Annotated in this window: 8 protein-coding genes; 3 read left to right on the top strand and 5 right to left on the bottom strand. The window is 50.8% G+C overall.

Annotated elements, in window-relative coordinates:
* Window positions 1-252: 252 nt before the first annotated feature.
* The gene (locus HY962_11240; GenBank protein ID MBI5647495.1) at window positions 253-678 is read left to right on the top strand and encodes a VOC family protein; all 426 of its coding nucleotides are present in this window, start codon (window positions 253-255) and stop codon (window positions 676-678) included.
* A gap of 1 nt (window position 679) precedes the next feature.
* Here the strand turns inward: HY962_11240 and yjjJ are convergent, their stop codons facing one another.
* A complete protein-coding gene (gene yjjJ / locus HY962_11245; GenBank protein MBI5647496.1) occupies window positions 680-2,002 on the bottom strand; it encodes a type II toxin-antitoxin system HipA family toxin YjjJ in 1,323 nt (440 codons plus the stop codon).
* A gap of 1,307 nt (window positions 2,003-3,309) precedes the next feature.
* Here yjjJ and HY962_11250 point away from each other — a divergent pair.
* Together HY962_11250 and HY962_11255 are read left to right on the top strand one after the other, a co-directional pair.
* Window positions 3,310-6,405 (top strand): DEAD/DEAH box helicase, encoded by a 3,096-nt coding sequence (locus HY962_11250; protein ID MBI5647497.1) that lies wholly within the window; start codon window positions 3,310-3,312, stop codon window positions 6,403-6,405.
* A 17-nt stretch (window positions 6,406-6,422) separates the two neighbouring features.
* Complete coding sequence (locus HY962_11255) at window positions 6,423-7,805, top strand: hypothetical protein (protein MBI5647498.1); 1,383 nt, start codon at window positions 6,423-6,425, stop codon at window positions 7,803-7,805.
* A 996-nt stretch (window positions 7,806-8,801) separates the two neighbouring features.
* On the opposite strand, the gene HY962_11260 is transcribed toward HY962_11255, so the two are convergent.
* The 4 genes from HY962_11260 to HY962_11275 form a co-directional block, all read right to left on the bottom strand.
* A complete protein-coding gene (locus HY962_11260; protein MBI5647499.1) occupies window positions 8,802-9,848 on the bottom strand; it encodes a P63C domain-containing protein in 1,047 nt (348 codons plus the stop codon).
* 303 nt (window positions 9,849-10,151) lie between these two features.
* On the bottom strand, window positions 10,152-12,551 hold the full coding sequence (locus tag HY962_11265) for a DEAD/DEAH box helicase family protein (GenBank protein ID MBI5647500.1): 2,400 nt from the start codon (window positions 12,549-12,551) through the stop codon (window positions 10,152-10,154).
* Between the two features lie 97 nt (window positions 12,552-12,648).
* Window positions 12,649-14,067 carry a putative DNA binding domain-containing protein gene (locus HY962_11270; protein MBI5647501.1) on the bottom strand — a complete coding sequence of 473 codons (1,419 nt, stop codon included), beginning with the start codon at window positions 14,065-14,067 and terminating at the stop codon, window positions 12,649-12,651.
* Window positions 14,068-14,186: 119 nt separating this feature from the next.
* Complete coding sequence (locus HY962_11275) at window positions 14,187-14,897, bottom strand: hypothetical protein (protein MBI5647502.1); 711 nt, start codon at window positions 14,895-14,897, stop codon at window positions 14,187-14,189.
* Window positions 14,898-14,906: the final 9 nt, after the last annotated feature.

Genomic DNA, 14,906 nt, shown 5'->3' on the forward strand with positions numbered 1-14,906 from the left:
AGACGTTCCCGAGACGTTCTGCAAGACGGAGCAATCCGAGTTTGTTCCCGATGAGTTTCTGTTGCGTGGTCATCGTCACACGGTCCTTTCATGTGGTGGTTGATGATACGCGTCTGTCAGATATTATCCTAACTTGTACACTTGTCACGTGTTACGTGTCACGTGTTACGTATTTCGTCCTTCCACTTTGCTACCTTGCTACTTTGCTACATTCAACCAACCCCGCAAACTTGTAGCTTCCCCGCACTCCTCATGGATCCCACCGCGCTCAAGATAAAAACCGTGATTCGTTGCGCCGACATCGGACGCTCGCGGATGTTCTATGAGATTCTGCTCGGGTTGAACGTGGTGGAGGAGTGGGAGGAGCGCGAGGGCGCGGGCTGCATTTTCGGCATCGGCGGCAACGGCGGCGGCGGACTGCTGGAAGTGTACGAGATGAACGACGCCGACACCCGCTTCGACGAGGCCTTCGCTCGTCCCGTCCCCAGCGACAAGATCGACATACAACTCTCCACCCCCTCCCTCGAACCCTGGCTCTCGCGCCTCGCCGGCAAGTGGGATGTGACCGGCCCCGAAACTATGCCCTGGGGCGAGACGCGCCTCTCCCTCCGCGATCCCGACGGGGTGCTGGTGGTGTTGGTGGAGGAGCCGGACACGCAGTCCGCACAACACGGCTGAATCACCCTCCCGCCAGCGCGCGCCTCACCTGCTTCAGCACCGCGCCCGCGATACGGCGGAAAGAATCGGATACCATGGTGTTATTTTCGAGGTCCGCCCAGTAGGCCTCGGCGAGTGCACCCGTTGCCGACCAGCGCGCGGACTCGTATCGCTCGGCCGACGGCGCCGTGTACGACACCGGCGGCAGCTCGCCCCGCCGCGGCGCCCATGCCATCGGCAGCATGTCGTAGATGGGATGGACCGTAAAGGCGGATCCTTTGGGACGTACGGCGAGGTTGGCCCCGTGCATGTCGGTGTTCCCGATCCACGCGCCGAACAGTGCGAGCTCCGCGATACGCGCGGCATCGGACGCGCTCAACACACCGCGCCCGACAAGCGCCTCGGCGCTGCCACGCCAGGACGACATGTCGCCGGTATACTCGGTGGAAACACTCTGCAGCGACAGTGTGGGCACACGACCCATCTCGCCGCTCCGGTCGAAGCGCCTGCTCTCGAGGAACACACGGCCGCCGAAGGTACACACGGCCGTATCGGCGGCGGGGAAACCGTGACTGCGGAGAGTGGCTAGGGCCGCGGCCTCCGCCAGCAGCAGATCGCGCCAGCGCCGCGCCTCGGAACCCGCGCCCGCCGGCGAGAACTTCACGATGAGATGACCCGCCTCCTCGTCGTACACCGTGAACTTCGGCTGCTCACCGCCCGCGGACGGTCCCGGGAGACCCTCCCGCATGGATCGTGCTGCAAAGACGGGGTAGTCGACATCCCGCGAGCGGAGCACAAGACCCGGCGGCCGCGCCGCGCGGGCGCATGCGCCCTCACCGATGAGTACATCCCCCGGTGCCTCCTCGCCGAAGTCGAGCAGGTACGAACCCACGAGATCCGCGCTCCATACCTGTGTGTCCTCGGGATACCCGCGCAGGTCGGCGAGTCGGCGCGCAATACTGCGGCCGAGGAAGCCGCCCGGACGCAGATCCTCGAGGAAGTAGGGCAGGCCCGGGTACAACCCGTCTCCCCCCTCGCCGAGCAGCCAGGCTTGCGTTCCGTCCGCCTGCACGAGGAAACGCCCGTCGCGTAACGCGCGCAGCACACCGGCCTGGGTACACTTGCCGCTCCGGTTAACACGGTAGATGTTGTACGACAGCTCGCGGCCGAACACCGCGGCGGCCCGCGCATAGCGCGTGGCGCGTGCCTTGCCGAGACGTATCACCGCGTCACCCTCCGCGCGCAGCAGACGCGAGAGTGTCGGCTGGCTCACACCCAGCACACGGCACAGTTCCGGCGCCGTGCGGAATCCGTTCCCCAGTGCGGAAAGAAGAGATACGGGCATGTGTGTGTGAATGGATTTGTGAATAGATACTGGAATCGTCTCAATCAATATCGGCCAATATAACAGCGGCTCAACGAAATCACAACGAATAGATTCCCGGCCAGCTATGAATAGATACTGCAGGTCCTTCGTCGCACACTCACCCACCGCCGGAGGCGCGGAAATGAAGGGAAGTACGGCGGGTGGCGTGTGAGAATGCAGTGAGTGATCACGGAATATTACGTACGATGCGTGTTTGATTACACGATGCTGCCTTACATTACCAAATACGAGCGGTACACACAGCGATCGAGGAGCCATAGGCATGAAAGAGAGCGCACAGTACGTAAAGATTGTGGAATGGTCCACCGAGGACAGTTGTTACGTCGGGAGTGCGCCCGGGCTCCTGTACGGCGGCTGTCATGGACAGGATGAAAAGGCCGTCTTTGATGAACTGTGTTCGATTGTTGAAGAAACGATAGCACTATACCACCGGGAAGGGCGATCGTTACCGCCGCCAACGGCAGGCCGAGATTCTGCAAATCGTACGCAGCCCGCCGCGTAGGAGACGCGCCACACACTCCACGATCCCGACGGCCTGCCGGTGATGATGATGGAGAAGGGACGTGCGGAGGTGCATCAAAGTCTATAAACTGGTTGCACTTTTCTATAAGGTGCTCACAGAGTCACGTATTTCCCAGGACAGATAAGAATCGCCGTACACGGGGAATGCCTAATCACGAGCTTAGGCCATGTGACAGAAATCGAGACTTCGCATGAACAGTTGGAGTTTCAAGCAATAATATCGCGATAGTGGAATCGAGCGGTCAGGCTAAAGTAGTGCCGCTCGTTGGTTGCAGGTTCCGGGATCGTGTCATGAGCCAGCCGACTGGTAGGTGAGGACAAACCACATAGGGTACGTACGTCTTCGACATTCCTGTCATCGTCATAGTGAAATTCATACGCCGGATTTGGTCGTTGGATTATCCTACGTGAAGGAATACTCTGACGTTTCTACAGAGGAATTAAATCGTCTGACGAAATTAAACGGTTCAAATTGCGTTTGCGCTTTGTATTTGATACGTTGTGAAGAGCGAAAGTATCAACTAGAGATGACGAAGAGATTACAATGAACAGTGTCCTCCAGGTGGACTGGGAGATCGCCCATTCGGGTAGGATTCCATTAAACCGTTCAAGGCCTTGGATGGTAGCGCTGTACGTTCTTTGGAAGACAACCACACAAAATATGGTCTTCTGACCTGAACTAAAGAGTGGTCGCAGTAAACACTTTGTTCAAGCTGCTGTTGGAATATCCGAGGAGTTAATATATGTCGATACCTGATCGCGTTAGGCTGCTACATGATCCAACTCGCATCGGTGTGCTAACTGGCCGCGAGCAATACAGAAGAGAAAGAAAATTGGTTCAAGTACAATTCTCTGACGGACTTAGATGGGTTGCAGAAAATAAACTTGAATATATAAGCGAAATTCGACTTTCGCCGCTGGATATGTTGGAACGGAGAAAACTTGGCCGTGCGATTGATATCCGACGAACACTAACACATGTAAAATTATCCGGACGCCTCGCCGACGTTATATATAGTATGGAGGCAACTAATACCGAATTCTACGCTTATCAATTCAAACCGGTTATTAAGATACTCGAATCGCCGTCAAATGGGATATTACTCGCAGACGAAGTTGGGCTGGGTAAAACGATTGAGGCTGGGTTAGTCTGGACTGAACTTCGAAGCCGGTTCGATATGCGACGTCTTGTTGTAATTTGTCCGGCAGCTCTGCGTGAAAAGTGGAGGCGTGAGTTAACGACGCGATTCGGTGTTTCAGCACAAATCTCGAATGCAAGCGATTGTTTGAAGATATTGAGTGACGATAATTCAAGAGTGCATGGATTCGCATTGATATTAAGTATTCAAGGGATTCGACCCCAGCGTAGATGGGAGGATGCTGACAGTAAAAAACCCAATAGTGAACTTGCTCGCTATCTAAGTGCTATGGAGAATGAGGAGAAATTAGTCGACCTGCTAATTGTTGATGAAGCACACCACCTTCGGAACCCAGAAACCCAAACCAATGAGATCGGCCAACTCTTCAAAAACGTATCCGATTATACCATTCTGCTTACAGCTACGCCAATTCACAATCGCAACGAAGATCTTTTCTCGCTTCTTAATCTAATTGATCCGGATACATTTACGAGAGTAGACGTCCTCAATCAGATCCTGGAAGCAAATGCGCCGCTTGTGGCTGCACGTGAACACATCCTTGGTCATAATCCAAACTCTCATACGCTTCGGCAATTATTAGAAAAGGCGCAGGAGAGTCCATTACTCCAGACAAATCGCCAACTATTATGGATATTAGAAACTGATATCCAGCCCGATAATTTAAAACGTCTCGCATTTAGAAGCCGTCTTGCATCGAGGATCGAAACTGTGAACCTGCTAGCGCATGTTATAACGCGCACTCGCAAGAGGGATGTTCTTGAATGGCAAGTGGTACGAGACCCAAGAGCGGAGTTCGTTAATCTTTCGACGGTCGAGAGCAACTATTATAACTTAGTAAGTGCAATAGTTATTGAGTATGCAGCACACCGCCACGCTAACGAACGCTTTCTTCTTGCACAGCCTCAACGGCAGATGACTAGTAGCATGCCAGCATCCTTGAGTGCATGGCAAAAACGCCTAATTGAAGTAGAGGAGGCTGATTATTCAGATAATAGTGATGATGATAAGCGGCCAATGGATGTGCTCGGACCACTAGTAACAGAGATTGTTCGCCGCTCACATGATTACGTTGAATTGTCTCAATTAATAAAGTACGACTCAAAATATAAACGGCTCATTTTCGTACTCGCCGAACTTCTAAAACAGAATCCTAGAGAGAAGATTGTTGTATTTTCGACGTTTCGCGCTACTCTAGACTATCTTCGAGGTCGTCTTAATGACGACGGTATTAACTGCATAATATTAAAGGGTGGGCAAAAAGAAAGCAAAGACGATGTCATCACACGTTTCAAGAGTTCAGATGGACCGAGTGTCTTATTATCTTCGGAGGTCGGTGGTGAGGGTGTCGACCTGCAATTCTCAAGAATTGTCATCAATTACGATCTCCCATGGAACCCGATGAGAATAGAACAACGAATTGGACGAATTGACCGTCTTGGGCAATCGGCAGAAAAGGTGATTATATGGAATATACTTTATGCCAACACAATCGATGCACGCATTTATTCTCGTTTATATGAAAAACTGGACCTTTGCAGAACGGCATTGGGAGACTACGAAGCGATGCTTGGTGAAGTAATACGTAAACTGGAAATGGATCTCCTTTCTTTGCAGTTGACAGCTCAAGAACAGGAGCTACGCATCGACCTGGCCGCTCAGGTTCTTGAGAGCCGGCGTCAAGCTGAACAAAGACTGGAAAAGGAAGCAGCTCACCTCATTGCCTATGGTGACTATATCTTGAGCCAAGTACATGCAGCTCGTGAACTAAATCGCTGGATTACTTCGACAGATATCAAAAACTATGTCTTTGATTATCTCCGACTGCATTTTCCAGGATGCGAATTGCTAAAATCTGAATCTGACAATGATATATATGATATTGAGTTGTCAAATGAAGCGAAAAGCGCCTTATCAGAATATATTAAAACCAATAAAATTTCTGTAGCAACGCGTTTGACGATGGCTTCGTCCCGTCCCGTAAGGTGCTGCTTTATAAATAGGTCAATAGATTCTTCAAAAAATAATCTAGAGGCTATTACACAGTTCCATCCTTTAGTTCGTATGATATGTTCTCGCATTTCTGAAAGTGATGAACAGCTTACGCCGGCAGTAGCTATCAACATAGATAAGCAGAGTGTCGACTCCACAATCAATACGGGCCTATATATTGTGGCTGTCGCTCTTTGGTCCTTTCATGGTCTACAGGATACAGAAAAGTTGGCGTATGCAGGATGCATGTTCGATTCCGATCATCAGCTTCTACCGCAAGAGAATGCTGAAAAAATGGCGCTGGCGGCGGTACAATGCGGACAAGATTGGTTGGAAGCTAGAAATATTGTCGATTTAGATCTGGCGTATAAAATTATTAATGAAACGCTTTTTGCGGAACTCGACGAGGAATATGAAGAATATGCTAGAGAAATTAGCGCAAAAAATCATGATCGGGCTGATATACAGCTCAGGACTCTAGAACAACACTTGCGTCAACAAGAAGGTAAATTATTGGAAATTCGAAGCAAGCATTACGAACACGGGCGTGAATCCCTTGTAAAAGCTACCGAGGGCAGAATACGAGCACTGCGTAACAGTGTCGACTTACAACGCTTAGGAATCACCCGACGAAGAGAAATCAATTCAGAGTCACGAGAAATTGCTGTGGCTATCATCAACATCAAATAAATACGAGGAGAATCAGCATGAAGTCGGATGAAAAGGTGTTACAGTACGTCCAGCCCGGAAATGAGGGGGAGGGTGAATTAATTATTGGGCTGGACTTTGGTACATCAGCCTCGAAAGTCGTAATACGCGCGACGGATGTACCGGGCAGACCCGGTTACGCAGTGAATTTTGGAGATTACGCACATCACACAATGCCATTTTTACTTCCAACAAAACTATCAGTAAAGAAGAATGGAGCATGCTCGCTCACTCTGACAGACGATGCGCAGTGGGTTAATGACATCAAGCTCGAGCTTTTCTCCAAGCAACGGCAAATGTTCAGTAATCGTGGTGCCACAGAGCTTAGTTTATCCTCGGAGGCGGCAGCAGTCACTTATCTCGCTATTCTGTTCAGGTATGCACGACGCTGGTTCCTTGAGACACACCATGATCTCGTAGGACACTTTTCAAATCTTCGCTGGCAGGTTACGATGGGGGTGCCATCGCCGTGCATCGAGGAAAACGAAGAAAATCAGAGGTTTTTACGAGTTGGAAAAGCGGCATGGATGCTTTCTACGTTGCCGGAAGATAAAATAACTATGCGCCGAGCATTTGCGGAACTCGAGGAAATTGACGATCCCGAGTACTGGAATTCGGACAATTCCGACGCCTGTGAATATGATATACTCCCCGAAATCGTTGCGGGTGCGGTTAGTTATGCCCTATCAGATCTCCGCCGCGACGGACTACATCTGATGATCGACATTGGAGCTGCTACTATTGATGTATGTAGTTTCATCTTGCACAAGCAAGATTACGGAAATCAGTTCAGTTTGTTAATTGCAGATGTACAACAGTACGGTACAATTCGACTTCACTGGGAAAGAATTAATGCACTCACAAGGGCACATGAAAAACAATCAAGTAATTTGCGCGACAATCACGATCCGTTGTCGCCACTCGCAGAGGACCACATATCGTATTTGATACCACATGATCAACTTGTGACGGAGATTAAACACTCTGAAGCTGAATTACGAAGAATGGTAATTCAGAAACTTCGAGGTGTTATATGGAAAACAAAGGTCATGCGAGACCCAAACTCACCGATTTGGCGACAGGGGCGTCTTCCTATATTATTGATTGGTGGTGGGAGTAAGCTAGAATTCTTTTCTGCAGCTGTGTCGCAGCTCCACGATTGGCTATCTACGGTTACACATAATGAAGGGATACAGCTAATTCCTATTCCCGTTCCAGATTTACTAAAAGAAGATAATATCGAGTATCATAGACTTGCTGTGGCATGGGGTCTAAGCTACGGTGTCGTGGACCTCGGCATGTTGACCCCCGCAGATCGTATCGACGATGTTCCACCGCCCGATCACAAAGAATGGATTACTTACCCATATATAGATGATTAGTAGTTAGATGAAAATGCGCGCAAGAGGGTTTATTAGTTCATAGAATCTAGAAAGAACATCGACACGGATAATATACGCGATCCATGCAGAACAGACGGTTCTTCCGTCATTTCTGCGGTATTATTTTCGTAAAAGATTACATAATGTTGTGGCGTCTCATCGGTTTTCTCCTGGTTGGAGAAAAAGTCGATGTGATAGTATTCATAGTTATCAAATCATCGCGCTGTTGATTTGATCTCCTGAAAAGCCGAAACCATGCTTCCGGTAATGTCGTTAATGATTCAATATAGAACGTCCGTAAAATAATCCTGGAGAAGCTGCACCATCGTCTTCGCCGCTGCGATCTTAGGCCGTAGTATACTTTGGGGTGGGGTAGTAGTATCACCGCGTGAAGTACGGGAACGGCTTGTGCCTCATGCCACGAAAGATGGAGGATATCTCTCGTCTTGCTGATCGATTGGACACGCAACGTCCTTACAAGCACGATCTCTTCGAATGGCAGCGACCAGCGCGAGTGGGCTGCATTACAAAGAATTGATGCCGTGTGTGCAATGGGAACTAGACTGTTGCAATACGGCACGTGGCAATACAGGTAGGATTGATGCCGCATTATATCGAGATGGCGCCATACCAAGTTCCTGATGCTGATTCCTCAACCTGACATCTTTCCAGCGGGAAGGGATGTTTCCGCTACAGTCAACCAGCCGCTTTGGAGCAATGTCGCTACGTTGTTCCACAATGACACGAGGTCCGATGGTGATATTCTGTGGCGCACGGAGACTGAGGAGACGACTGAGTATGGGACCATGGTTGCATCAATGACCATAATCCGGTCTCCGACCATTTGAGATTGGTGTTCCGTATCATGCGTGCCTCTATCAAAACCACTATGAACAGCGTAGCGCAACCAATACTTGTCAAAAAACGGAATGCAGGCCTCGAGAAATTCAAACAATTATCGGTCGGGTGCCCGGCGGCGACGTTTCTGGGGCCATGTTATTTTACGTTGGCATGTTCATTTGCTGAGGCGAAAAGCGGCATATCGTCGTACGGTGGCGCGGCCCGATCAAGCAGCTTGATAAAGTCCGCCCATGTGTCGGACACTTTCATCAGGCCCAAAACAAGACCTAGATGTTGGAGCAACTGAGGATTACCCACATCCTCACTCAGATATTGGAAATGCTTTGCCGTTCGATGGCCGGATTCGGTTTTCTTATTGCGTTTTTGGAGTTCGGTCAAGACGTATGGTGCGAGCCTTTTGTAGACCACATCATTCGTAAGGTGGCCGAAATACATGGGTAGTTTCATGTCGGGACGATATGTCGTATTTCGAAGACGGCAGAGTTGTCGGAAGTATTCGTTTGGGAAAGTTTTCACCCACCGTCGAAGTTCCTCAGAAAGAAACTGTTTAAGAAATTCCTGCAGGTCTGACTTTTGTCTTTCGTATTGATATCCTGTTGCTTCGTCAACAAGCGCGACAATACCAACCTGCGCAAGTCCGCGTATGAGGATCTCCGCTTTGTCCGCGATCAATTGTTGCGTCGGTCCTAATACGCCGGCTTTTCGAGCATCAAGCCAGACATCGCAAATCTTCGGAAGTACCTCCGCCTTTATCCCTGAAGTATTTAACGCGCCCTTTTTTGTTCTGTACTGGATAGGTGTGTAGTGTACACCTCCGAAGTGTTTGATCACAAAGGGCTTCAGGTTTTTATGGGCCAAGGATAGCGGGATTTGCCCCCCGTCTTCTTCCGATTTGCGTCGAACAGATAACGCACCACTGCGGTACATTCCCATCGCTTCCATGAAGTTCGATTCAGAGATAACCCGTGTCCCGTCGTCGAGCACGGCGCAATCGAAGGTGATGTCGCCGATGGTAAGTGGACCATCGTGAGTTGCCTTAGGCACCTCTGCATGCTCCTTGTGCCACCTTGCCATGACCGCATTTCTAGCGATTTCCGAACGTTCTTCTGGAGTGAGCGACTCGGCTCTCGCCTTTCCACCTTTGGAAGCATACCCTTCAAGTTCGTTTTTCTTCTTGGCCATTTTAGCGTCTCCATTGTTTGTTAACACGAAGATACAAGCCCAGCAAGTATAAAGCAAGTACCGGTGCACCATACATGCATTATTCATGCCTTGTAAGAATAACGGCGGTTCAGGCAAAAAAATGGACGTGAAATTGAAGCGTCCGTTCGGATGTCTCGGATAGAAACGCAGCAACAAAGAATGGAGCGTGTCTACGCAAAGGACATTTGGGTCCTCGATGGAATCCAGCAATTTCTCTAGAACAAAAAACCCGTCTCGGGATTTGAGCCAATCCGTGGAAGGGGATAGTAACATAGCCGAGGTCTACCCCACCCCACGCTCCTGATACAGGTATTTCTGAAAGCCCACGAACACTTTCCTGATCTCGTCGGGGTCGCCTAGTTCGGCGATGGCGTCGTGGATCGAGTCGTGGTAGCGGAGCATGAGGAGCGGCGTGAGCTTCTCCTGGTCGAGTTCCTCAACGCCGATCTGCACGTAGTGCATGAGTACAAAATCGAGAAACGCCTGGACTGTGCTGCTGAATTGCGCGGTGATGATGATCTTGGCCTTCTCGGCGCGCTCTTCGCGTGTGAGGGGTGGCCGGGAGTACGCAATATGCGTGAGCACATCGAAGAGGTCGCTGTTTTCGGCATCGATCACATGCTGCATTTCAGCGAGTTGCTCTGATCCGAATCCCTGTTCCGCCAGTTGGATTAATAAACGTTTCCGTGTCTCAGGTATGCTCCACAGGGCGCGGAGTTCCGCCTCGTCCTTGAAGAAATCGGGGAGTCTGCCGAACAGCATTTCCATGAACCGCTGTGCCGACATCGGTGTGCCGTCAGGATGCCAGAACGTGGTCATCATCATGTGCTGTATGTTGCGCTCCTTGCCGTCGGCGAGTTTGATTTTTGTCTTCTTCGGCCTTCTCTCGCAGGTGCAGGGTCTTTCGCCACATCGCGGGCAGGGACATTCGCAAGGCTTTTGCCCGCAAACTTGACATGGTTCCGGCTCCAGCTTCTCACATACACAAGGGTACTGCCCGCATTTCTCACACTTCTCCGGTTCGATGGGTTCCCCGTCCCATTCCGGATCGTTGAAGTGATGATGCGCCTTCACAAAATCGTAAATCGTGAAGTAGTTCTTGCTGTCGAATAATCGCGTGCCGCGCCCGATGATCTGCTTGAACTCGATCATGGAGCCGATGGGACGCATCAACACGATGTTGCGGATGTTCCGCGCATCTACGCCCGTGGAGAGTTTCTGTGATGTGGTCAGAATAGTCGGGATGGTCTTTTCATTGTCCTGGAAATCGCGCAGATGTTGTTCGCCCAGGCCGCCGTCGTTCGCTGTCACGCGATGGCAGTAATTCGGATCGGTACTGCTTTTTATCTGATTCACAAGGTCGCGGACCGCAAGTGCGTGCGCCTGGTTCGCGCAGAACACAAGGGTCTTCTCCTTCTGATTGATCTCCGACATAAAAATCTCGACGCGCTTCTTCTCCCTTTCCTTGATCTCGATAATGTAGTTGAAGTCGGGTTCCTTGTACATCTTCACAGGATCGACCTCGCCTTCGAGCACTGTATCGTCGGGCGTGTACTTGTACTCGTCGAGGGTGGTGGAAATCTGCTTCACTCGGAACGGTGTCAGGAAGCCGTCGTTGATGCCCTCCTTGAGCGAGTAAATGTAGACCGGCTCACCGAAGTAGGCGTAGGTATCCACGTTGTCCTTGCGCTTCGGCGTGGCTGTGAGGCCGAGCTGTACTGCAGGCGAAAAATACTCGAGGATGCTGCGCCAGGTGCTCTCATCATTGGCGCCGCCGCGGTGGCATTCGTCAATGATGATGAGATCGAAAAAATCGGGGGGATACTCACCGAAGTACGGCGACAGGTTCCCGTCTTGCGGCGGTCCGCTCATGAAGGTCTGGAAGATGGTAAAGAACAAACTTCCGTTTTTTGGAACCTTGCCCTTTTTACTGATCTCTCCCGGTGCGATACGCACCATGGCGTCTTCGGGGAAGGGCGAGAAGGCGTTGTAGGCCTGATCGGCCAGGATGTTTCGATCCGCGAGAAAGAGTATCCGTGGTCGGCGTACGGGCTCCGTCTCCATCTTCCAATCCGACAGATTCCAGCGGCTGTGGTACAGTTTCCAGGCGATCTGGAATGCGATAAAGGTTTTCCCCGTTCCTGTGGCGAGAGTGAGGAGGAGGCGGTTGTTATTCCCGGCGATGGCATCAATCACCCGCTGTACGGCGATATCCTGATAATATCTGCCTTGGAAGTAGCCGCTCTTGTCTTCGAACGGGACGGCTGCGAAACGATCGCGCCAGATATTACCGGTTGCGAAAATTCGTTGCCAGAGTTCATCAGGGCTCGGGTACTGCGCGATCTCTCCCTCGGATCCTGAATCCATGTCGATGCCGTAGATGCCCTGCCCATTGGTCGCGTAGGCAAAACGCAGTTTCATCTTCCCCGCATAATCCTTCGCCTGCCCTACCCCTTCGGTCAGTTCTTTGTCCCACGCCTTGGCTTCAACCACTGCGAGCTTGGTGTTGTGATATTCCAGCACGTAGTCCGCCGTCAGTGCCTTGCCGCGTTTGCCATGACCCTCGATGCGCCCGAGCGTGATGGACACCTCACGGCGTATTCGACTCCCCTCAACAAGACCCCAGCCGGCTGCTTTTAAGGCGGGATCGATATGTTCAGCACGGGTTTCGGCTTCGTTCATGACGTCAGGAGGCGGTAGAGATTAAGCACGTATGTGCAGCTATAACAAGGACTTGCGGCTGTGTCCTCGGATGAAATGGATTTGCTTTTAAGCACTATTACGCCCAAAACGGAACATAGCGGGCATATCGAGTAGATGAAGACTCAGAGAAGTCGGCCTTGATCAAACCAGCTTCCTTGGTTGCGCTGATTATTTGTGAGGCGGTTACCAGCTTTGTTTCAGGCAGATTAAATCTCTTTCTGAGAGATTGATTCGACATTCGCTGGCTGCTCACGTACTGGAGGCAGCAGTGTTGATAACACGCCCGAACTTTGTCATCCCTTCCCATTTCGGAAAAATCGATATGGGCAAAAAGCACCGCGGTAGTGCGCGTTTCACCAACTCGAAAATCCGGTGCTGGGAGCTGATAAACCTCTGCAGCAGTAACAACCTTGTCTATACCACTACCCCGCTCCTCACAGAAGCCAAGTCGACGCATCAGATCGGCAAGTCTTTCATTTCTAGAGCGGTACTCATCGATGAACCGTTCAACACGAATTGGTGGTACTCCTGGATTCGAGACTTCAAGCCGATCCGAATACATCTCCACCATTACAGACGCGCCCGAGGTCAAGAAATCCTGATGAATCAGTGCATTCGCAACCAATTCACGAATGGCTTGTCGCGGGAACATCTTTACTTCTTTGCGAATAGTCTCCTCCACATATCGATTGTTCGGAGCGGATTCATGAATAAAATTTACGAGATGTTCAAATCCGACAGCGTATCCCCTATTGCCCTGCACATCGTTCCGCATTTCGATTTTATTCTTGCCTGAGTAAAGAATCACGCGCACGGCTTTTCTGGATATTGTTAGTGGAAACTCATCAAGCTTTTTGGCAAACACGATGGCTGCCAGGTTTGTTATCGTCCAATTCTGTGCCGTGTTCACGATCAGTCCCTCTGCACTGAGCCTGTCGAGGACTCCGCTTTGCGTAGTTGGATACGGGATTTTCATCAAATCGAAAAAGGCTTGTGTGTCGAGGAGGCGAATCACCCCATCCGCGCTAACATCGTAGTGTGCAGCCTGAGAAAACCAATCAAGGGTTCCTTCTGCAAAAACCCGTCTCAATTGATCATGTGTCATCTTACGCACTTCTTCGCCGACACGCATAAAATGCACCGCATTATAATCGATAGGGAATCCGGCCGGCCTCGATGGTATATCAAAAACAAGAACTCGGCCATCCGGATGAAATAACTCGGTGACGTTCACTCGAATATGCAACTGCGAAACGATGTGCGCCTTTATTGAGTTCAAGTCCTTCAAGGCTGAGAAGGCGTTTGTACTGACGACTTTCCTGGGTGGCCTGTCAGAGACCCCGAGGATGAGGTGGCCGCCGCCTTCATTTGCAAGTGCAACACAATACCGGAGTAACTTGTCCGTATCAAACTGTATCTTTGCTTCCTTGAACTCCAAGTGTTCATCCTCTGCGGGAGCAATTAACCAGTTCGAGAGAGTTTCGAGGCTAATCATAAGAAGCGAAAACTAAGGATTTCTGTTGCACGTTTCATATAGCAGAGACAGCTTCAACATCACCAACGCGGCCTGCTACTGCGCGGAGAACGTGGCGGGGTGTTGTGTTTCGGCGGTGTTCACGGCTGCTTCTCCTTCACTCCCCCATAACTCACTCGGTCGATATACAGTCGCCCGTGATTCACGGAAATCTCCAGTTCGTCCCGCATGAGTCGCTTTGGCAAATGCCGCAGATTCCCTACCGGAATATTAAAATGCGCGGACCAGGCCTTCCCTGTTGCCGGCATCGGTAATGCCTGATCACAGCATAGGATTGTCAGCACTGTGCCATCGAAGGTAAACTCCACTGTTGCCGTGTCATCTGTATCGGCGAAGATCATAGACAGGTTTTTCAAAGCAAGTCGTAACCAGTCTCTTCGGACCATACAACGCGGGCGGGTCTCATATACGACCTTATCCAGTTCCCAGGGCAACAAATCCCGATTTGCACGGCCCTCATCCAGCCAGGCAACGTGCTTCATGGGGTGGAACAGATTCCCGCGAGCGGCATTGTCCAGATAGTACACGAGCATCGCCGCAAGCTGTTCCCGCGATGCGACCAGACGCGGGAGTTCGAAACAGACCTGCGTCAACGATCGTTGCGAGGCAAGTACGCCGGTAAACAACACAGTCGGTTGGAAATACTGACCCATCGCGACGCTGGCAGTGAGTTTGAAATTGCCGAAATCATAACTGAGTCCGGGCCTGACATCCGACATCACAAACACGTCCGGTGCGAAACCAAACTCCTTGAGTACATCCCAGGTGGCGGTGTGTTCAGTGCTTATCATGTCATGCTA

Source organism: Ignavibacteriota bacterium (assembly GCA_016218045.1).
Lineage (GTDB): Bacteria > Bacteroidota > Ignavibacteria > SZUA-365 > SZUA-365 > JACRFB01.

What these genes read in the sequence shown, in the direction of transcription:
- HY962_11240 (MBI5647495.1), top strand. Translation starts at nt 253, where the DNA reads ATGGATCCCACCGCGCTCAAGATAAAAACCGTGATTCGTTGCGCCGAC.
- HY962_11255 (MBI5647498.1), top strand. Translation starts at nt 6,423, where the DNA reads ATGAAGTCGGATGAAAAGGTGTTACAGTACGTCCAGCCCGGAAATGAG.
- HY962_11275 (MBI5647502.1), bottom strand. Translation starts at nt 14,897, where the DNA reads ATGATAAGCACTGAACACACCGCCACCTGGGATGTACTCAAGGAGTTT.
- HY962_11260 (MBI5647499.1), bottom strand. Translation starts at nt 9,848, where the DNA reads ATGGCCAAGAAGAAAAACGAACTTGAAGGGTATGCTTCCAAAGGTGGA.
- HY962_11250 (MBI5647497.1), top strand. Translation starts at nt 3,310, where the DNA reads ATGTCGATACCTGATCGCGTTAGGCTGCTACATGATCCAACTCGCATC.
- HY962_11265 (MBI5647500.1), bottom strand. Translation starts at nt 12,551, where the DNA reads ATGAACGAAGCCGAAACCCGTGCTGAACATATCGATCCCGCCTTAAAA.
- yjjJ (MBI5647496.1), bottom strand. Translation starts at nt 2,002, where the DNA reads ATGCCCGTATCTCTTCTTTCCGCACTGGGGAACGGATTCCGCACGGCG.
- HY962_11270 (MBI5647501.1), bottom strand. Translation starts at nt 14,067, where the DNA reads ATGATTAGCCTCGAAACTCTCTCGAACTGGTTAATTGCTCCCGCAGAG.